Annotated in this window: 22 protein-coding genes and 1 tRNA gene; 8 read left to right on the top strand and 15 right to left on the bottom strand. The window is 43.0% G+C overall.

Going from position 1 to position 19371, the window contains the following annotated elements:
• Nucleotides 1–186: 186 nt before the first annotated feature.
• Together CSV72_RS15915 and CSV72_RS15910 are read right to left on the bottom strand one after the other, a co-directional pair.
• Complete coding sequence (locus CSV72_RS15915) at nucleotides 187–954, bottom strand: TPM domain-containing protein (protein WP_158232248.1); 768 nt, start codon at nucleotides 952–954, stop codon at nucleotides 187–189.
• Between the two features lie 14 nt (nucleotides 955–968).
• Complete coding sequence (locus tag CSV72_RS15910) at nucleotides 969–1547, bottom strand: LemA family protein (protein ID WP_099635183.1); 579 nt, start codon at nucleotides 1545–1547, stop codon at nucleotides 969–971.
• 419 nt (nucleotides 1548–1966) lie between these two features.
• On the opposite strand from CSV72_RS15910, the gene CSV72_RS15905 reads away from it, so the two are divergent.
• The 5 genes from CSV72_RS15905 (at nucleotide 1967) to CSV72_RS15885 (ending at nucleotide 6348) form a co-directional block, all read left to right on the top strand.
• Nucleotides 1967–2707, top strand: coding sequence for a metal ABC transporter ATP-binding protein (locus CSV72_RS15905; protein ID WP_099635184.1), 741 nt, complete (start codon nucleotides 1967–1969; stop codon nucleotides 2705–2707).
• Nucleotides 2707–3576, top strand: coding sequence for a metal ABC transporter permease (locus CSV72_RS15900; protein ID WP_099662444.1), 870 nt, complete (start codon nucleotides 2707–2709; stop codon nucleotides 3574–3576). Before CSV72_RS15905 ends, CSV72_RS15900 begins: the two co-directional genes overlap by 1 nt.
• A 61-nt stretch (nucleotides 3577–3637) precedes the next feature.
• Entirely contained in the window at nucleotides 3638–4615 is a 978-nt protein-coding gene (locus tag CSV72_RS15895) for a metal ABC transporter solute-binding protein, Zn/Mn family (RefSeq protein ID WP_199168559.1), read from the top strand.
• A gap of 135 nt (nucleotides 4616–4750) precedes the next feature.
• A complete protein-coding gene (locus CSV72_RS15890; protein ID WP_099662446.1) occupies nucleotides 4751–5065 on the top strand; it encodes an ArsR/SmtB family transcription factor in 315 nt (104 codons plus the stop codon).
• Nucleotides 5056–6348, top strand: coding sequence for an arsenic transporter (locus CSV72_RS15885; protein WP_099679151.1), 1293 nt, complete (start codon nucleotides 5056–5058; stop codon nucleotides 6346–6348). Before CSV72_RS15890 ends, CSV72_RS15885 begins: the two co-directional genes overlap by 10 nt.
• A gap of 304 nt (nucleotides 6349–6652) precedes the next feature.
• On the opposite strand, the gene CSV72_RS15880 is transcribed toward CSV72_RS15885, so the two are convergent.
• Nucleotides 6653–6724 (bottom strand) — tRNA-Arg (locus CSV72_RS15880).
• A 231-nt stretch (nucleotides 6725–6955) separates the two neighbouring features.
• Here CSV72_RS15880 and clpP point away from each other — a divergent pair.
• Nucleotides 6956–7552: an ATP-dependent Clp endopeptidase proteolytic subunit ClpP gene (gene clpP, locus CSV72_RS15875; RefSeq protein WP_099635190.1), complete on the top strand. Its 597-nt coding sequence runs from the start codon at nucleotides 6956–6958 to the stop codon at nucleotides 7550–7552.
• A 361-nt stretch (nucleotides 7553–7913) separates the two neighbouring features.
• Here the strand turns inward: clpP and CSV72_RS15870 are convergent, their stop codons facing one another.
• From CSV72_RS15870 to hprK, 12 genes are all read right to left on the bottom strand, one after another.
• Entirely contained in the window at nucleotides 7914–8171 is a 258-nt protein-coding gene (locus tag CSV72_RS15870; RefSeq protein WP_099635191.1) for an HPr family phosphocarrier protein, read from the bottom strand.
• Nucleotides 8172–8219: 48 nt separating this feature from the next.
• Nucleotides 8220–9146, bottom strand: coding sequence for a DNA-binding protein WhiA (gene whiA / locus CSV72_RS15865; RefSeq protein WP_099635192.1), 927 nt, complete (start codon nucleotides 9144–9146; stop codon nucleotides 8220–8222).
• A 41-nt stretch (nucleotides 9147–9187) separates the two neighbouring features.
• Nucleotides 9188–10135, bottom strand: a complete 948-nt coding sequence (locus tag CSV72_RS15860) for a gluconeogenesis factor YvcK family protein (protein ID WP_099635203.1) — start codon at nucleotides 10133–10135, stop codon at nucleotides 9188–9190.
• Nucleotides 10136–10157: 22 nt separating this feature from the next.
• Nucleotides 10158–11045 (bottom strand): RNase adapter RapZ, encoded by an 888-nt coding sequence (gene rapZ / locus CSV72_RS15855; protein ID WP_099635193.1) that lies wholly within the window; start codon nucleotides 11043–11045, stop codon nucleotides 10158–10160.
• A 5-nt stretch (nucleotides 11046–11050) separates the two neighbouring features.
• Nucleotides 11051–11527, bottom strand: a complete 477-nt coding sequence (locus CSV72_RS15850) for an 8-oxo-dGTP diphosphatase (RefSeq protein WP_099662450.1) — start codon at nucleotides 11525–11527, stop codon at nucleotides 11051–11053.
• Nucleotides 11528–11731: 204 nt separating this feature from the next.
• Nucleotides 11732–12685 carry a thioredoxin-disulfide reductase gene (trxB, locus tag CSV72_RS15845; RefSeq protein ID WP_099635195.1) on the bottom strand — a complete coding sequence of 318 codons (954 nt, stop codon included), beginning with the start codon at nucleotides 12683–12685 and terminating at the stop codon, nucleotides 11732–11734.
• A 147-nt stretch (nucleotides 12686–12832) separates the two neighbouring features.
• On the bottom strand, nucleotides 12833–14356 hold the full coding sequence (locus CSV72_RS15840; protein ID WP_099679152.1) for a tetratricopeptide repeat protein: 1524 nt from the start codon (nucleotides 14354–14356) through the stop codon (nucleotides 12833–12835).
• A gap of 88 nt (nucleotides 14357–14444) precedes the next feature.
• Nucleotides 14445–14966: an acyltransferase gene (locus tag CSV72_RS15835; protein WP_099635196.1), complete on the bottom strand. Its 522-nt coding sequence runs from the start codon at nucleotides 14964–14966 to the stop codon at nucleotides 14445–14447.
• On the bottom strand, nucleotides 14963–15619 hold the full coding sequence (ppaX, locus tag CSV72_RS15830) for a pyrophosphatase PpaX (protein ID WP_099679150.1): 657 nt from the start codon (nucleotides 15617–15619) through the stop codon (nucleotides 14963–14965). Before ppaX ends, CSV72_RS15835 begins: the two co-directional genes overlap by 4 nt.
• Entirely contained in the window at nucleotides 15612–16571 is a 960-nt protein-coding gene (locus tag CSV72_RS15825) for a nucleoside recognition domain-containing protein (RefSeq protein ID WP_099635198.1), read from the bottom strand. The genes ppaX and CSV72_RS15825 overlap by 8 nt, the downstream gene beginning before the upstream one ends.
• Complete coding sequence (gene lgt, locus CSV72_RS15820) at nucleotides 16555–17376, bottom strand: prolipoprotein diacylglyceryl transferase (protein WP_233190477.1); 822 nt, start codon at nucleotides 17374–17376, stop codon at nucleotides 16555–16557. The genes CSV72_RS15825 and lgt overlap by 17 nt, the downstream gene beginning before the upstream one ends.
• On the bottom strand, nucleotides 17377–18327 hold the full coding sequence (gene hprK / locus CSV72_RS15815; RefSeq protein WP_099635199.1) for an HPr(Ser) kinase/phosphatase: 951 nt from the start codon (nucleotides 18325–18327) through the stop codon (nucleotides 17377–17379). It lies immediately after the preceding gene.
• 204 nt (nucleotides 18328–18531) lie between these two features.
• Between hprK and CSV72_RS15810 the strand changes: the two genes are divergently transcribed.
• Nucleotides 18532–19083, top strand: coding sequence for an N-acetylmuramoyl-L-alanine amidase (locus tag CSV72_RS15810; RefSeq protein ID WP_099679149.1), 552 nt, complete (start codon nucleotides 18532–18534; stop codon nucleotides 19081–19083).
• Nucleotides 19084–19101: 18 nt separating this feature from the next.
• The gene (locus CSV72_RS16820; RefSeq protein ID WP_158232247.1) at nucleotides 19102–19266 is read left to right on the top strand and encodes a hypothetical protein; all 165 of its coding nucleotides are present in this window, start codon (nucleotides 19102–19104) and stop codon (nucleotides 19264–19266) included.
• The last annotated feature ends 105 nt before the right edge of the window (nucleotides 19267–19371 follow it).

Below are 19371 nucleotides of genomic sequence, written 5' to 3'. Positions count from 1 at the left end.
CAGGAGTTTGCGTCCGACTTCCTTCAGCCACTACCTCACGATAGCCACCTTGTCATTCGCTAACAGTTCCTACTGCCAAGCCTGTAGTGGACTTTCACCACCGAGTATTCGCCCATGCAGGGCGCACACAAAAAAGTGACGATAACTCAAAATTCGAGTCATCGTCACTTCCAGCGGAGTAAGCTATTACCAACTTCGGCCTGCTCCGCCACCACCACCGGAACCACCGCCGCCGAAGCCACCAAAGCCCCCGCCGCCACTTCCACCTCCGAAGCCACCGCCACCGGAGCCAGGGAAGAATATCGGGCCGACACTAGATCGACCACCTGGACCGCCGCCACCGCCTCTTCCTCCACCGCCGAAAAAGATGCGGAAGAGAATATAGAGAACGATGATCACGAAAATAATCGATGGCATGCCTACGTCTTCTTCACCTTGCTCAGGGTATACGACTGGCAACTCATCGCCTTCGAGTCCGTATTCCGCGGCTATTTCATTATAAAAAGCTTTGTATGCTTCCATAATCGCGAGGTCTGGTTGTTCTTGCCTTAAATACGGCATCGCTAGTTCATCAATATAACGTCCCACTTTACCGTCAGGAAGTGCTCCTTCCAAACCGTAGCCGGTCGTTAAATAAAACTTCCGCTCAATACCTGCAGCTTCATTTTTTTCTGTGGAAACGACGAGTAATGCGCCGTTGTCCATTTCTTTATCGCCTAATTGCAATTCACGGAGCAAGCGTAATGCGTATTCCTCAACCGACTCGCCTTCTAGGGAATATACTGTACGAACAGCGAGTTCGGCTTTCGTTGCTGCTTGCAAGCGAATGCCATACTCTTCTATCTCTGCTTCTTGCTCGGGTGATAAAATGTCCGCATCGTCCACTACTACTTCTGTAATCGCATGAACGGTCGTAGTACCAGTAAGGGCCACTAGTAGTGCTACGAAGAACATGCAGATGCGGTTGATCACTTCGCGTCATCCCCAAAATCGACTGATGGCGGTTGTTGCGCCCCTTCGACCGCTTTGAAGTATTCTTTTTCATCGAATCCGAAGATCGAAGCAACGATTTTACCTGGGAATCGTTTAACGGTTCTATTAAAGACCGACACGACGTCGTTATAATCTTTGCGTGCAACCGCGATACGATTTTCCGTACCTGCTAACTCATCCATTAATTGTTGGAAGTTTTGATTTGCTTTTAAGTCAGGATAGTTTTCTACAACGACTAGTAAACGACTTAATGCGCTCGATAGTTCTGAATCTGCGGCTGCTTGTTCTTCAGGACCTTGTGCCCCGGCCATTTTACTACGTGCGTTGGCAATGTTTTCAAGCACCTCTTTTTCATGTGAGGCATACCCTTTCACTGTATTGACTAGGTTCGGGATTAAATCTACTCTACGTTGTAATTGCGTTTCAATCTGCGCATACGACTGGTCGACGTCTTCTTCTAGGTTGACTAATTTGTTGTAAGAAGGAACGATCATAATCGCTGCGATTACTACTAACACTATGATGGCTATAAGCGGGCCAGCTACTTTCTTCATACATCACTACTCCTCTCATCATCTCATTAGTATGTACTTACCCTACTTCTTTCACTCACCAAACTTCCAGTTGCAATATTTTTAAAGTGAGTCATTGGGTTTATGTCCAGTTTACTTCCTATATATAAGCATAAACTACATACAATATGACGCATCTATTCAAATACATGTGCTTCTTGAGGAAATCTGCAAGAATATATTTTCAATTACCGCTTTACAGATATTTTTGAGTAAGTTATACTAATAAATGTTGCACGAAGGAAACAATATAGTACCAATCATGCATTAGAGTTGCATAAGGGAAACTATTGTTTTATATTATTACTTATAAAAAAACTATACTGCTTCTTGAGTAAAATAAAAGTTGTATTCCTTTTATCTGAAAGTTGCACTAGGGAAAGAAAAGAGGAGGAAACTGGATGATAGATCCGATAACGGTCAGCAATATAAGTGTTTCGTATGACGGCAATGAAGTCGTAAAAGACGTTTCGTTTTCATTTGGATCTGGTAGTTTGATTGGTGTTCTCGGGCCAAATGGTGCGGGTAAATCTACATTGATGAAAGCTATGCTTGGTCTAATCCATAAAGATCAGGGAGATGTAAAAATCGGTAGCAAGACGGTGGATTCCATGCGTAAGCAAATCGCTTATGTTCCTCAGCGTTCCAATATCGACTGGAACTTCCCGATCATTGTGAAAGATACGGTTTTACTAGGAACGTATCCAAAAATTGGTTTGCTAAGACGTCCGCGTAAAGCAGATAAAGAATGGGCAATGGAGTGTTTAAAGCAAGTAGGAATGGAAGGTTTCGCAAATCGCCAAATTGGTGAATTGTCGGGCGGCCAGCAACAACGGGTATTCCTTGCACGCGCACTAGCCCAAAAGGCGGACTATTTCTTTCTTGACGAACCATTTGTCGGAATTGACGTATCCAGTGAAGAAATCATTATTGGAATCTTGCGCGAAATGCGAGAGGCCGGCAAAGTGATTTTCGTTGTTCACCATGATTTGTCTAAAGTGAAAAAGTATTTTGATGGGTTGGTCCTCATTAATAAAGAGTTAATTGATGCAGGTCCTACTAGTAAAGTGTTCCAGTCAGACAATATGGCGAAAGCATATAACCGTGAATTTATGATCGACGGCTTGGAGGTTTCTATGTAATGGAGTTTATTCAAGACTTAATGACGTACGGTTTCTTACAGAAAGCATTGATTACGTCGATCATGGTCGGCATCATTTGTGGAGTCATTGGTAGTTTCATCGTTCTTCGAGGTATGGCTTTGATGGGTGATGCGATTTCCCACGCGGTTCTACCGGGTGTTGCCATTTCTTATATGCTTGGAATTAGTTATTTCTATGGTGCCGTGTTTACGGGTGTTCTTACCGCATTCAGCATCGGTGCCATATCTCAAAATAGTCGAATCAAGAATGACTCCTCTATCGGGATTGTCTTTTCAGCATTTTTTGCTCTCGGGATTATTTTAATCACACAAGCCAAAAGCGCGACGGACTTAACGCAGATTTTATTCGGTAACGTGTTATCTGTCCGTAGTTCTGATATGTGGCTGACATTGATCATTGGTGCCATTGTCATTTTAGTAGTCGTGTTGTTCTTTAAAGAACTTCTCGTTTCTAGTTTTGACGAGACGATGGCCGCAGCATACGGTTTGAAAACGCGTTTAATTCATTACGCGATTATGTTTTTATTAACGTTGGTTACAGTTGCTTCATTACAAACTGTTGGAGTAATTCTTGTTGTCTCTTTATTGATTACACCCGCTTCTACGGCGTATCTATTAACGAATCGCCTATCCATCATGGTCGTATTGGCAGCATTTTTCGGTGCCGTGTCTTCCATCACTGGATTGTATTTCAGTTTCTTGTACAACATGCCATCTGGACCCGTGATCGCCTTAGCCGCGACAGCCATTTTCGTCCTGGCATTTTTATTCTCACCTAAACAAGGTGTTGTGGTCGGTATGTTCCGGAAGAAATTCAAACGTAAATCAATGACAGGCGCAACCGAGTAAGGATCCAACCGCCACGGCGGTAAAATAAATTTAATATCCATAAAGGAGTAGAGTGTATTACATGAAGAACTTAGCAAAGTGGCTAACGTTGTCATTGCTCGCTGTATTTATGTTAGCGGCATGCGGTAATGATGATGAAGGCAAAAAGACAGAAGGTACGGACGACGGAGACAAAGTAGCGGAAACAGGCGACAAGCTGAAAGTCGTTACGTCATTTACTATCATTGCGGATATGGCACGTGAAATCGGTGGGGACTACGTTGACGTATATAACTTAGTACCAACTGGAACGGACCCTCACGAATATGAGCCATTGCCGAATGATATCAAAGCGGCAACAGATGCTGACGTATTATTCTACAACGGTTTAAACCTAGAAGGCGGAGAAAAAGGCTGGTTCTTCAAAATGATGGATTCCGTCGGTCAGAAGGACGAAAATATTTTCAGCTTGACTGAAGATGTAGGACCGAAGTATATCGGTGGAGAAGACGGCACTGATGAGGAAATTAATCCACACGCGTTTATCGATCCAGCGGTTGGTGTCAAGATGGCAGAAGCTATGCGCGACGTATTGATTGAAAAGCACCCGACAGAGAGCGAAAAAATTCAAGCGCAAGGTGACGAATACGTAAAACGTCTTCAAGAATTGGATGATGAATTCGCAGAGCGTATTTCTACAATACCTGAAGAAAACCGTGTACTCGTAACAAGTGAACGTGCATTCCAGTACTTGAATGATCACTACGGCTTAAAAGAAGCGTTTATCTGGGAAATCGATACAGAAGAGAATGGTTCTCCTAAACAAATTAAAGAACTCATTAACTATATCAAAGAGCACAAAGTTCCTGTGTTATTTGTAGAATCCAACGTAGACACTCGCCCAATGGAAACTGTTTCTGCAGAGACCGGCGTTCCAATTGCCGAAAAGCCGATTTACTCTGACGAAATTGGTAATCCTGGTGACGAGATTGATACGTATGTAAAATACTTGAGCTACAATATGGATCTCATTCATGATGAGTTGAGCAAAGAACGATAAGTAACTCGGTCAACCCACTCGAGATAAAAAGGAAGCCACACTCCCCTTGTGGCTTCCTTTTTGTTTGTATAAAAGTATTGAATATATAAGTCTTAGCTTATATGCTATAGATACTAAAAAACAAAGGAGTATTTTATGAATCCTAAACAAATGGAACGTTTCTTAAAAACGATTGGCGATCAATCCCGATTGCAATTATTGAAGGCATTGGAGCAAAAGCCTTTATGCATTTGTGATTTGAATACTTTACTAGACGTATCACAACCTGCAATTAGCCAGCATATGCACAGACTAAAGAGTGATGAAATTGTGCTGAATGAACGACGTGGACGTTGGGTGTTTTGGTCATTAAATGATTCCCATCCCCACTACTTGTTACTACAAGAATTATTGAAGTTATTACCGGTTCCTACTATTACATGTAGTCAGGAGGAGAATCGATGCAAATAATACTAGCTGCTACTATATTTCTACTCACGTTGGTCTTGGTTATTTGGCAACCGCGTAACTTATCCATCGGCTGGTCCGCTATCGCTGGTGCGGTTCTCGCCTTACTTTTTGGTGTCGTCAGCTTTACTGATGTCATCGATGTAACGTCTATCGTATGGAATGCTACATTAACGTTTGTTGCACTGATCATCATTTCCTTAATCCTCGATGAAATCGGATTTTTCGAATGGTCTGCATTACATATGGCGCGTTTTGCCAAAGGAAGCGGCGTGCGGATGTTTTTACTAATCATCCTGCTTGGTGCCGGTGTATCGGCTTTATTCGCGAATGATGGAGCCGCATTAATACTCACGCCCATAGTTCTCGCGATGGTGCGTGCGCTTAATTTCAAAGAGAAAATGATCTTACCCTTCGTCATGGCGTCGGGATTCATTGCGGACACTACTTCCCTGCCATTTGTCGTCAGCAATCTCGTGAACATCGTCTCTGCTGACTTCTTCGGCATCGGCTTCGCTGAATACGCAAGCCGTATGATCATTCCGAACTTCTTCAGTCTTGGCGCAAGTATTGTCGTGCTGTATTTGTACTTCCGCAAATCGATACCGAAACGTTTTGATGAGAAATTGCTACGTACACCTGCCAGTGCGATACGTGACCATAAACTATTCCGTATTTCCTGGGTAGTACTCGGCGTATTATTGTTCGGCTACTTCATTAGCGAATCACTAGGTTTACCAGTCTCCTTTATCGCAGGTTCCATTGCGATCATATTCTTGCTGATCGCAAGGACAAGCGAAGCGGTGCAGACTAAAACGGTAATCAAAGGCGCACCCTGGGCTATTGTGTTCTTTTCTATCGGGATGTACGTAGTTGTCTATGGATTGCGCAATGCAGGATTGACGTCTGTACTGACAGGTTTGATCGAGTGGACATCGAGCCATGGCTTGTATGCTGCAACGATTAGCATGGGCTTCATCGCAGCGATCCTATCGTCGATTATGAATAATATGCCGACTGTCATGATCGACGCGCTCGCAATCCAAGATGCCGCGGTTCCGCCTGATGTGCGAGAAGCGCTAATCTATGCGAACGTCATCGGCTCAGATCTAGGACCGAAGATGACACCCATCGGCTCACTAGCGACGTTGCTTTGGTTACATGTGCTATCGTTAAAAGGCGTGCGTATTTCATGGGGCTATTATTTCAAGGTAGGTATCGTATTGACTGTGCCTACGCTTCTAATTACGTTGACGGTGTTATGGTGGTGGCTTTCGGTTTCTTGAAAGTAAGGAAGGCCAAGGATTGGCACTTCCCCCTTTTTAGATACTAGCGAACTCTCACAAACATGTACGCTGATCTACGGAGTATTACTTTGGTTCTCAATTTCTATCGATGATTTATCCATAGGAAAAAGTAAACAAAATGAATATAACGAATTAAAAAAGAACACACTCAATGAGATTACTTACATGTTCTCTCATCAAGTGTGTTCTATTTATATGTTTCCAACGGCATAAAAAAAACAACGATTGTCTGCACGATCCAATTGGACCATGGCAAACAACCGTTGTTTAGATAGAACCTTGATGCCCTCGGCGGGAGTCGAACCCACATTTTGAGCTTCGGAGGCTCACGTGCTATCCATTGCACCACGAGGACTAAACGTGTAGTATCAAACTTTAACTATAATTACTCCACTACAGAAAAAAGCTTTTCTTCTGTAAGAGACATCTTCCATTATATCGTAGAATATAATGAAAAGCAATGTGTATTTTTAAGGCAAATGATTTGACCTTTGTTGACCTTAATAGGTAAAATACAGTTATAGTTGAAATACGAAATGATTTCAACCGAACGAATATTATGAAGTAATTAAAGGAGGAAGTCTAATTGAATCTAATTCCTACAGTTATTGAACAAACAAACCGTGGTGAGCGAGCGTACGACATCTACTCTCGTCTATTGAAAGACCGTATTATCATGTTGGGGAGCGGTATTGACGACAACGTAGCAAACTCCATCGTGGCACAACTGCTATTCTTGGAAGCTGAAGATCCAGAGAAAGATATCTCCATTTATATCAACAGCCCAGGTGGAAGCATCACAGCAGGTATGGCAATCTACGATACAATGCAATACATCAAACCAGACATCCGCACAATCTGTGTAGGAATGGCAGCATCTATGGGTGCATTCTTGCTAACAGCTGGTACAGAAGGTAAACGTTACGCTCTGCCAAACGCAGAAGTAATGATTCACCAACCACTAGGTGGCGCACAAGGTCAGGCAACTGAAATCGAAATCGCCGCAAAACGCATCTTGCACCTACGTGAAAAACTAAACCAAATCCTATCCGATCGCACGGGCCAGCCAATCGACGTCATCGCAAAAGACACAGACCGCGATAACTTCATGACTGCCGAACGCGCTAAAGAATACGGTCTAATCGACCACGTTCTAGAACGCAGCGACATCGAAAAGAAATAAATACCACAGGTTGTCGCAGAAAGCCAAAAGGCCTTCCGCGACAACCTTTTTATTTTGTATTTTTATTTGGGGTTGGGGTTGGGGTTGGGGTTGATTTTGGTGTAATCTTTACAACACAAATGAATCAGCACTCTAACTCCAGAAAGAGACAATAGTTGATCTGCGTTTCAGGCGGCGACTCCCGCGGGAATAGCATGAGCCTTGAGACCCCGCAGGTAGCGAAGCGGACGAGGAGGCTCAAGCCATGCCCGCAGGAAAGCGTCCGCCTGGAACGCAGATCAACGGCTCCCTCTCCCCTTTCATTTTAGAAGACAAAAAAAGATGACGAAACCTCAAAAGGTCATCGCCACCCATATCCAACTCATTGCTCATCTTCCACTAAATCAGCCAAATTCTGAAGAGCTAACTCCTCATCAATCCCGTCCGTAATCAACGTGATCTCCGTACCCTTCGCAATCGCCAAACTCATAATCCCCATGATGCTCTTCGCATTCACCTGACGACTATCCTTCTTCAAATAAATATCAGCCGAATACTTATTGGCCTCCTGTACAAATAACGCTGCCTGCCTCGCTTGTAAACCGGGTTTAATCCCTACTGTAATTGTTTTTTCTACCATATTGTGTGCTCCTTTTCTTCCTCTTCTCATGAAGGATCTACTAGTAATTTAACGTAATCGATCTGCGATTTCTTCAATCTTACGCAAACGATGATTGACACCTGATTTACTGACCGGTGCACCCGTCACCAGCTCGCCTAACTCCTTTAGCGTCACATCTTGGTGCGTGACACGTAATTGAGCAATCTCTTGCAGACGTTCTGGTAATTGATCTAAACCAATCGTGCGTTCAATCAACTTAATATTTTCAACTTGTCTTTGTGCTGCACCGATCGTCTTATTCAGATTGGCCGTTTCACAATTGACTAGCCGATTTACACTGTTGCGCATATCACGCATGATCCGCACATCCTCAAATTTCATAAGAGATACATGCGCACCAATGATGCCAAGAAAATCGGATATTTTTTCTGCTTCTTTAAGATACGCAATAAATCCTTTTTTCCGTTCAATTGATTTCGCGTTCAAATGGAAATGGTTCATCAACTCAACAAGTGATTGACTATGTTCTTGATAGCTCGAGAAGACTTCCAAATGATAAGAAGACGTCTCCGGATTATTCACGGAACCTCCTGCCAGGAAAGCTCCCCGTAAGTATGCGCGTGCACAGCAATCTTTTTCAATTAACTGTGGATCGATCGTATTGATCATTTGGAAATCATGCGTCATGATCGATAACTCTTCCAATAAGTGCTTAGCCCCATCACGGATTCGGCAAATATAGACATTATTTTTCTTTAAGCGCATTTTTTTTCGTACCAGCAATTCCACTTTATATGGATACAACGCCTTCATGTTCGAATACAGACGACGCGCAATAGATGCATTTTCTGTTTGAACGTCAAGACTTAGTTGTTTATTAGAAAAAGACATGACACCATTCATACGGATGAATGCCGCAATTTCTGATTTCGTACAGCAGTCATCCGCCTCAATCTGCGTCAATTCTTTTTTCGTTTTGGATGCAAAAGACATGATATTCCCCCTCTTCGGCGATCTTCATATCTATCCGCCTTCTACGTTCTCTCTATATAACGCATCAACATATCTGATACTTCCATCGTTTTATGCATAATCGTTCCATCTAATATTGTCGCGATCTCCTGCACAAATACTTCAGACACTAGTGATTGCAGTATTTCTAAGTCGTTCTCTACAAGCCAAGGCTCTTCATTTTCATTCAGGTTATACGTACGTCTGAACGCTTCTGCATTATTCACTAGTACTGCATCAAGAAAAGGTTCTCCCGCGTGATCATAGAGCGCCTGAACATGCTCAGAAGCAGTATAACGATAAGTTTCGCCACGTTGCGTCGTTAAATTACCAACATAGACCTTTTTTGCAGTACTTTCGAGAATTGCTTCGCGGATATCCTGCACTAAAAGTGTTGGCAAAGTACTAGTATACAAGCTTCCCGGCCCAAATACGATTAAATCTGCATTTTTTATCGTATCGGCTGTTTCCGGCAAAGGTTTTACATCTTGAGGCGTGATAAAAACGTTACGGATCTTCCTTCCATAGAGAGGAATTTTCGATTCACCTGTAATGATTGAACCATCTTCGAGCTCGGCATGCAAGGTAATTCGCTGATTTGCTGCAGGTAATACTGTTCCTTTAATATTCAGAACAACGCCCATCTGCTCGACTGCACGTGCGAAATCACCCGTGATAGTCGTTAGGGCTGTAAGCATTAAATTACCAAGAGAATGTCCCTTCAAACCATCCGTTCCCTCAAATCGATGCTGGAACATTTTCTCAATCATCGGCTCCACATCTGAAAGCGCTGCCATAACCTGTCTTATATCTCCAGGTGGCGGGACGTTATACTGGTCGAGTAAACGGCCTGAACTTCCCCCGTCATCCGCCACCGTAACAATCGCTGTCAGTTCAATTGGGTAGCGTTTTAAACCGCGAAGGATATTGGATAATCCTGTGCCGCCACCGAACACAACAACTCTTTTCATCGTAGTGGATTGCATATTCATGTCAACCCTTTCTTTTTTCAACATCCCGATGTGATACATAGGTCGGGTAGTCGCCTTTAAACACACTTGTAAAGTATTCAGCAAGTGTAACAGAGCGGTGTTGACCACCTGTACAACCGAACGCAATGACTGCTTGACCTTTTCCTTCTTGTTTATACTGCGGAATCAAGAATTTGAATAAATCGGTTAGTTTTTCGATTAATTCTTTCGTGTCCGACCATTTCAATACGTAATCTGACACTTCACGATTCAAACCTGTCAATGGACGTAATTCTTCCAAATAAAACGGGTTCGGTAAAAACCGTACGTCGAACACTACGTCTGCATCAATCGGCATCCCATGTTTAAATCCGAATGAGACAAAATTTAAGGTGAAGTTCGGCTCGCCAGCTTCAGAAAATTCGCGTGTGATTTTTTCTCGTAATTGCTTAGGCTTTAATTTGGATGTGTCGATAATCGAACGGGATAGTCCTTTTATTTCTGTTAATAAAAGACGCTCTTTGCGAATACCTTCGAGTAACGTGCCACCTTCAGATAATGGATGTGACCTACGCGTTTCTTTATATCGTTTCACAAGTGCTTCGTCATCTGAATCGAGGAATAGCAAACTCGTTTTAACATCTTCCATTTTGAATAACCCTTCGAGTGCAGTAATCATGGAGTCGAATAAACTTCCTCCGCGCGTATCCATCACGGCTGCAATACGTCTCATTTGATTATCTGACTTCATCATCAAATCCAGGAATGTTACAAATAATTCGGGTGGTAAGTTGTCTATGCAATAGAACCCCATGTCTTCAAAGCATTGCATGGCGACTGTTTTACCTGCTCCTGACATACCCGTAATTATGACAACTTCGTATTCATTTACCACTTGTGGTTGATCCATAAATGTTAGTCACCTTCCATTGATTGTTGAAGTGATTCCCGCAAGAAGCGGAATTGCTCTGTATAATAGAACGTTCCATACTGCATACCTTTCTGACTAACCGCAAAAAGTAAGTTCTTGCGATCCCCTTCCGCCATTGGTAGTGTATGCAAACTTTCTAGCGGATGCCATTCCAGTTCACCTTCGATGGTGGTTTTCATTAACTCTCCGGAATAGTCGTGTGCGACAAATGTGAAGAGTAACCATTCATTCAATAATTCTTTTCCTTCATCATCCATGATCATCATAGTATATACGCCTTTTAAATGTGGCGAGATCGCTTGCGCACCGGTTTCTTCGAGAAATTCACGATTAGCGGCTTCATAAATAGACTCACCTTCATCGATTTTCCCACCCGGCGCCACATACCAACCACGCCTCGGCTTCTTTAGCAAAAGGACTTGACCGTCTTTTACCACGAGCAAATTAGCAATTTTTTGCATATGTAGTTCCCCACTTTTCAAGTATGTATTTATAGTATACAACGCTTTCATTCAAAACGAAAAAAAAAGGTGACTATTCACGGAAGTTTGTACCGTAAATAGCCACAAAGTTGCTATATTATGAAAGGGGTGTCTTTCTTTTTCTATTATCCCCCTTTTTTATTGCAAAACGATTACATAGACGTTACAAATTGATAACCTATTTTACGCCTTCGCTTCTACTTCTTCCATCAACTCTTCGATATACTTCTGAGCTGCTTGAGCTGCAATACTTCCATCTCCTGTTGCTGTTACGACTTGACGTAATAACTTCTCACGCACATCGCCTGCAGCAAAGATACCTGGAATTTTTGTTTCCATAATGTCATTTGTTTCAATATAGCCGTTTTCATCCAAAATGCCGAGATCTTTGAAAGGCTCTGTGATTGGGTCCAATCCGATATAAACGAACATACCTTCAGTTTCCATTTCACGTTCAGAACCGTCTTCAGTAGAAACTAGCGTTATGGAACCAATCTTACCGTCTTTTTCATTCACTTGCTTAACCGTTGAATTCCAAATGAAATCAATCTTTTCATTGGCAAACGCTCGCTCTTGAACGATTTTTTGTGCACGCAATGTATCACGACGGTGGATAATAGTTACCTTATTAGCAAAACGCGTTAAATATGAACCTTCTTCTACCGCAGAGTCACCGCCACCAATAACGACGATATCTTTATTGCGGAAGAATGCTCCGTCACATACCGCACAATAACTTACGCCACGGCCAGTCAATTCTTCTTCACCCGGTACACCGATCTTGCGGTATTCTGCGCCCGTAGTCAAAATAATTGCACGTGCTTTATAGCTTTTTCCACCTGCGTGAACCGTCTTAAATTCGCGACCGTCTTCGATTTTCGTTACGTCTCCATAAGCATATTCAGCTCCGAAACGTTTCGCATGATCGAACATTTTTGTCGAGATATCTGGACCTAAAATACTTTCAAATCCTGGATAGTTCTCAATTTCTTCTGTATTGGCCATTTGACCGCCTGGCAAGCCTCTTTCTAACATCAATGTGGACATGTTTCCACGTGATGTATAGACAGCTGCTGTCATCCCTGCTGGTCCTGCCCCAACGACAATTACGTCATATACTTTTTCTTCCGTTGTCATAGTAGTTTTCCTCCTTCAAAATACGCATCCTTTGGCTTTCATTCACTCACCAAAGATTTCATCCGACTGGCAGATAAAACTATCGCTATATAAAATCGTACGAGAAATACACTTGAATTTCAACTTAAATGCAACATCTGCAAGTAGTTATTCTTCTGTATAAGGCAGAAATTGAAGAAGTTCCTGAATATACTTGGATAACGTCGCAACAGATACGCTGTAATTTTCCGCAACAGACTTTTTCGTCACTTTTTCGTCATGTGAAGATTGGAACATATAATCCGCTGCCGCAGCAATTGCATGCACATTACTGAACGTATACTTCTGTTCGAGTGCATGTTCACATAGCGTGAACCACATTTGAAAGAACTGTACACCTTGCTCATCAAGCGGTTTATAGTCTTCATACAATAAATCACAAATGGCCAGTGCTTTTTTCAAAGCCTTCTCAAATGGATTAGTCACCTTGAATGAATAATTCAAACTGTGCGCTAAAAACAGTTGTTCCGCAGCTGTCAATTTTTCTACATCTATATATCCGGGATGTGAAAGAATTTCCTGTAAATGTGACGACTTTCCTACTAAGTACAAGCCGAACATTCGCTCACTGCGATACGGGTTTGAAATCTTTTCGATCAAGAACGGAACATCCTCTTCGTAAGAATCCATATCCAACTCTTCATCCAGTGATTTCCAAGGTTCGAAGCCTTCTTTCGTAGGATCCAATTTCAGTAACGCTTCATTCGCTTGCTCCGCTACTTTACGATGACCCGTAAAATATGCAGCGTTCGCTAGCCAGAAGTAATACCCGACATCTCCTTCGAATCCGCGTTTTTGCAGACTGCGAAGCCAGTGATACGCTTCTTCATAACGACCTGTCAGCGCAAATGTCGCACCTAATTTATAGCGCTGTTCGAATTGATACGGTTTAATCTTCGACAACAGCTCCATCATACTTTTCAAACGCTCTTCATCCCGGTTGTAATAAAAGAATACCGCCAAGTTACACAGCGCATGGATGTTGCCTTTTTCTTCACGCAAGACTTCATATAGAATGTCTTCCGCATGCTTCTCTTTGCCGATATAAAAATACGCAAGCGCCAAATTATTATGGACAGCCCACGTTTTCGGATAATCCACTAATAAATCCTCTAGCACTTCAATGGCATCTTCAAAATCTCCTTGTTCCATCATGCGACGTGCTTTTTCTTGCCTGAATATTACTTCACTATCCAGCTGTTCGCCTTCTTCAACGAACATTTCTTCCTGATCAGCGAATTCAGAGATTTCATGGGCTTCTTCCACAAATATGCCATCGGGTGCTATAGCCACATATTTCAATGCATACTGCTTCGCTTCACGCAGTAGACCGAGGTGTGCATGAACTTCAGCTAAATAGAATGTCGTCTCTTCATTGTTTGGATCTAGATCATCAGCTGTTTGCAAAAGCTCATAGGCATCTTCAAAGCGGCCGACTTCCATGATGAACACACCGTATTCCATATGGGTCAGTGCATCATCTGGATTCAAATCCAGTGCACGTTTATAATATTTTTCCGCATCAGAAAATTGTTCACGCTGCATAGCTTGCATCGCGCGTTTACGATAAAAATCACCGTCTGGCAGGAATGAAATAATTTTATCTTTTAAAAATCGTTGGTTGTTTTTCAATCGAACTCCTCCGAAAAAGTAAGAGGAACGCACTTGACGTCCCCCTGCAATGTATCCTCTAGTATAGCACAACTACATAGCCCGTCATTCATTTGCTTTCACGTGCTGCACGTTCCGCCATTTGTTCGGCTGTATATATAATGCGTACTGGATTCCCGCCAGCAAATGTACCGGCAGGAATGTCTTTATTGACGAGTGAGGCAGCGGAAACAATGGCACCATCGCCTATTTTAACGCCCGGCAAAATCGTTGTATTGGCTCCAATCAGTACATTATTGCCTATTTCCACATCGCCAATACGGTATTCATCTATCAAGTATTCATGTGCTAAAATCGTCGAATTAAACCCTATTATGGAGTTTTCACCAACAGAAATTCGTTCTGGAAACATGACATCCGGTACAACCATCAGCGCAAAAGCCGTATGCTTCCCGACTTTCATCCGCAAGAACACTCGATACAAGACGTTTTTCCATGAAACAAATGGCGTATACCGCGCAATTTGAATCACGATGAAATTCTTAGCTACTTTAAAAATGGAGACCGTACGGTAAATATGCCAAAGTGAATTTGCATCTCCTTTGGAAGGATGCCGCTCTGTGCGTCTCATAGTTTGATTCCCGCAGTGATTTTAAGTAAGTCGGACATATGTTGCAACATGAAGTCAGGTTTGAATGTCTGCAAATATTCTTCACCTTTTAACGCCCATGCAACAGCTGCAGTTCGTGTTCCTGCATTTTTTCCGCCCAGTATATCGTGGAAGTTATCCCCGATCATCAGTGACTCTTCAGGTGCTCGGCCAAGACGTTTTAATGCCAATACAATCGGCTCAGGATCCGGTTTAGGATTCGTAATATCATCGAGTCCAATCACTGTCTCAAAATAAGGGGCGATATCGAGAAGGTCGATCCCTCTTTCTACCATATCGCGCTTCTTTGTAGAAACGACCGCCATCTTAAAGCCTAGATCATATAATTTACGGAGCGTATCTGTGACACCTTCGAATTCAGTTACATAGTCATCGTGATGAGCCAAGTTCCATTCACGGTATTCGTCAATCAATTGTTCTGTCTTATCTGGTGCAATCGTGGAAAACGTATCATGTAATGTAGGTCCGATAAACGGCAACATCTCTTCCCGCCCGAAACGTCCAGGGAAATGCTTCTCAAGGACATGTTCAAAAGAAGAAAGTATTAACTCATTTGTATCTGCAAGCGTTCCATCAAAATCAAATAATAATGTAGTAATCGGTTGATTAGTCAATAACAGCTTCCCCCTTCTCTCTCGGCTGCTTCCATAGAATACTCACTGTAATCGTCAGTACAATGGCAGTTACAAGCCGAATGATCAATAATGGCCAAATCGGTATACCGAGTGGCAAGAATAATAGTGTATCCTCAATCACTGCATGGCATGCCATCAAGAATATGAAAGCCAATGTAATATCCCGTTTCGAGACGCCATCTTCCTGCACTGCTTGAATCATGACGCCTGCACCGTATGCCAGGCCAATCAATAATCCCGCAACGAGTGTCATCGAGGCATTGGGTTTCACACCAATCAGTTTTGTAAACGGTGCCAAACCGCTAGAAAAACGCTCTAAATAATTGCGATCTTTCACGTACTGCACAAACAACATTAATGGAATAACAATCAATGCCAGCTGCAAGACGCCAAATGCCGCCTTTTCAAGTCCGAGCAAGAAAATCTGCACAAAGCCTTCTGGCACAACTTCCGCTTGTGGCGTTAGACCGTATTGCGCGATTTCATTGCCGCCTGTCCAAAATACATTGATCAAAACTCCAGCCAGCACAGCCAATCCGAGTCGAACGACAAGCACTGTCCAAAGTTTGACGCCTACTTTTATGGCGACAGCTGTCTCAATGAACAAATTATGCGCAAAACTGATCATCATAGCAATGATAAATACTTCTTTAACCGTTAATTCTAATGAAATGATGCCGGCAATTCCAGCATATAAATTTAATGCATTGCCAAGCACGATGGGCACAGCTGCTTCACCGCGCAAGCCAAAAAGATGCATAATAGGTTCAACCAATTGCACAAGCCAAGGTAAGATAGGTGTAAACTGCAAAATGGTTACAAGCAACGTAATAGGGAAAATAATTTTACCGAGCGACCACGTTGTTTTTAATCCCACTTGTAAACCATTTTTCAACGTACTAGATAATGCGATATTATTTTTGTTTGTCATCATAGTTCTCTTTCACTTTCATTATATATCTGCGATACAACAAGATGGCGATCCCTATGACAACTCCTGCTACAGACACTAACTGCGCAGCACGTAAACTGCCGATGACGTACAGACTATCCGTCCGCATTCCTTCAATAAAGAATCGGCCGATTGAATACCAGATGACATAAAATAAGAAAACTTCTCCACGTTTCATCTTCAGCATTCTTCGGATTACTAAAATCAAAATGAGTCCGACCACATTCCATAACGACTCATACAAGAATGTCGGATGATACGTGATCCCATCAATCGTCATTTGATTCATAATCCAGTCAGGAATGATCGTACTTTCTTTAAACGCTTCTGAAACCGGTCCGCCATGCGCTTCCTGGTTCATGAAATTTCCCCAGCGTCCGATAATTTGTCCAATTAATAAGCCCGGTGCTGTAATATCTGCCACTTTCCAAAATGACACACCGCGCTTCTTACAGAAAATCACAGCTGTAATGACCGCACCGATCAAGGCACCATGGATTGCTATTCCACCATTCCAAATTTGAATGATTTGGTCTGGATGATCACGATAATAATCCCACGTGAACAGAACATAGTAAATTCGTGCACTGATAATGGAAATCGGAATCGCCCAAATGAGCATGTCCGTTAGTAAGTCCGGATGCATTCCCCGCTTCAGCATTTCTCGTTGTACAATCATAAATCCTAAAATAATTCCGAGCGCAATCAAAATACCGTACCAGCGAACTTCTAAGCTGCCAATACTGATCGCGACGGGGTTAATCGCTAGCATGGAAACATTCACTTAGTCGCGCCCCTCTTCTTCTAATAGTTCCGCATTGTCTGCGATCGCTTGATCCAAACGCTTGGTAAATTCCTCTGCAGCATTAATTCCAAGACGCTTCATTCGATAATCCATCGCTGCTACTTCAATGATGACTGCGATATTCCGCCCAGGTCGTACAGGAACGGACAATTTCGTAATTTGCGAATCGAGAATTTCTACTTTCTCTTCATCGATTCCGAGACGATCATAGTGCTTCTTATCATCCCAAATTTCTAAATCGACCGCTAACAATACACGCTTATCATCTTTCACGGAACTTGCACCAAACAACGTCATCAAATCGATAATACCGACACCGCGAATTTCCAACATATGTTTCAATAGTTTCGGTGACGTTCCGATTAAGATATTATCGGATACTTGTCGAATCTCGACCGAATCATCCGCTACAAGTCTATGCCCTTTTTTAATGAGTTCTAACGCCGTTTCACTTTTCCCTACTCCGCTACCACCCGTGATTAATACTCCGACACCATACACATCCACTAGCACACCATGAACAGTCGTCATCGGAGCGAGTTGTCCAACCAAGTAATTCGTCAGCATGCCTGAGAACTGCGTAGTCTTATAATCTGTCCGCAGCACCGGAATGTTTTTCTCCTCTGCTAACTGGCTCAACTCTTTCGGACCTTCTTCGCCATGAGCAATAATGAATGCCGGCGTATCGACCGAGCAAAGTCGCTCCAAACGCTTTCTTCGCGTAATGGCAGGCAATGTTTCAAGGAAGGACATCTCCTTACGCCCAATCAACTGCACACGCTCCGCAGGATAATAATCAAAATAACCAGCCATCTCAAGGCCAGGCCGTGAAATATCACTCATTAGGACTTGCTTATGAATGCCCTCGTGTCCAGCAATCAATTCCAATCCGAAACGATTCATAATATCTTCTACTGTTAATTCACCCATGAAATCCCTCACTCTCTGCTACGATGTACGTATTCTGACAGTTTCTTGCCGTATCATCATTTCCTGTGCTTATGTACAAATCATTCCAACCTATTTTAACATGAAGGTAACGAAAAGAAATGGATTACTTCTTGATCTATATTCCCTTTTTGTATCCTTTTCAAAAGTCTTCTCTATATAGAGGATAAAGGAGAGTGGACAGAATTGACACTAATCATTCTTGACGCGGGTCACGGCCCAGATACACCCGGTAAACGAACACCAGATGGAAAGCTTCGCGAGTATTATTTTAATGCGGCAGTAGCCGCACTCGTCGGAGAGTTTTTAACGAAAGAAGGCCTGACAGTAAAGTATACACACGCGTCTGCTCGTGACGTGCCTTTAAGCGAACGAACGACTTCAGCTAATCGAATGAAAGCAGATGCATTTGTCTCAATCCACGCAAATGCATTCGGCAACGGCTGGCACACCGCACAAGGAATCGAGACCTATATTTATCCACAAGCAAGCAAAAGTTCCGCAGTGCTCGCTTCTGCCGTGCAGAAATCCTTGATCTCTGCTTGCCTGCGTCCCGATCGCGGCGTGAAAAAGGCCGATTTCGCTGTCTTACGTGACACGAATATGCCTGCAATTCTAGTAGAGTGCGGCTTCATGTCGAATCAGACAGAGGCCGCGTTATTGCAAAGCAAAGCCTATCAACGCCAATGCGCACGGGCTATCGCTTTTGGGATTTTATGTTGGGAGTATGGGAGGTGAATTGGGAGGGTTTTTGTTTTGACTGAGATGTGGGGCATTGAGCGGTTGCGTGGCGGGATTGATCGCTTAACCCGTATGTATGAGCGGGTATGGACCACGATAGAGCGGATAACTGTCGGGATAGAGCGGTCACGCAACAACAATGATCACTTACACGATTTATTGAGCGGCACAGGCGATTGACCTCCATATGCAGGGCATTGAGCGGGTGAGCAGCATGATTGATCGCATTTCCCGTAAGTATGAGCGCTCACGGACAACGATAGAGCGGACATCACTCCCCATAGA

This window comes from Sporosarcina sp. P20a, from assembly GCF_002743175.1.
GTDB lineage: Bacteria > Bacillota > Bacilli > Bacillales_A > Planococcaceae > Sporosarcina.
This window is presented reverse-complemented; position numbering and strand designations above follow the sequence as displayed.

Bases quoted from the DNA above. Each gene is read 5' to 3' on its own strand.
- CSV72_RS15885 (WP_099679151.1), top strand. From the start codon at position 5,056: ATGCAAATAATACTAGCTGCTACTATATTTCTACTCACGTTGGTCTTG.
- CSV72_RS15825 (WP_099635198.1), bottom strand. From the start codon at position 16,571: ATGACAAACAAAAATAATATCGCATTATCTAGTACGTTGAAAAATGGT.
- CSV72_RS15860 (WP_099635203.1), bottom strand. From the start codon at position 10,135: ATGAAAAGAGTTGTTGTGTTCGGTGGCGGCACAGGATTATCCAATATC.
- CSV72_RS15895 (WP_199168559.1), top strand. From the start codon at position 3,638: ATGAAGAACTTAGCAAAGTGGCTAACGTTGTCATTGCTCGCTGTATTT.
- CSV72_RS15900 (WP_099662444.1), top strand. From the start codon at position 2,707: ATGGAGTTTATTCAAGACTTAATGACGTACGGTTTCTTACAGAAAGCA.
- trxB (WP_099635195.1), bottom strand. From the start codon at position 12,685: ATGACAACGGAAGAAAAAGTATATGACGTAATTGTCGTTGGGGCAGGA.
- rapZ (WP_099635193.1), bottom strand. From the start codon at position 11,045: ATGGATCAACCACAAGTGGTAAATGAATACGAAGTTGTCATAATTACG.
- CSV72_RS15835 (WP_099635196.1), bottom strand. From the start codon at position 14,966: ATGAGACGCACAGAGCGGCATCCTTCCAAAGGAGATGCAAATTCACTT.
- CSV72_RS15915 (WP_158232248.1), bottom strand. From the start codon at position 954: ATGTTCTTCGTAGCACTACTAGTGGCCCTTACTGGTACTACGACCGTT.
- CSV72_RS15870 (WP_099635191.1), bottom strand. From the start codon at position 8,171: ATGGTAGAAAAAACAATTACAGTAGGGATTAAACCCGGTTTACAAGCG.
- CSV72_RS15890 (WP_099662446.1), top strand. From the start codon at position 4,751: ATGAATCCTAAACAAATGGAACGTTTCTTAAAAACGATTGGCGATCAA.
- CSV72_RS15850 (WP_099662450.1), bottom strand. From the start codon at position 11,527: ATGCAAAAAATTGCTAATTTGCTCGTGGTAAAAGACGGTCAAGTCCTT.
- whiA (WP_099635192.1), bottom strand. From the start codon at position 9,146: ATGTCTTTTGCATCCAAAACGAAAAAAGAATTGACGCAGATTGAGGCG.
- CSV72_RS15910 (WP_099635183.1), bottom strand. From the start codon at position 1,547: ATGAAGAAAGTAGCTGGCCCGCTTATAGCCATCATAGTGTTAGTAGTA.
- CSV72_RS15905 (WP_099635184.1), top strand. From the start codon at position 1,967: ATGATAGATCCGATAACGGTCAGCAATATAAGTGTTTCGTATGACGGC.
- hprK (WP_099635199.1), bottom strand. From the start codon at position 18,327: ATGGGTGAATTAACAGTAGAAGATATTATGAATCGTTTCGGATTGGAA.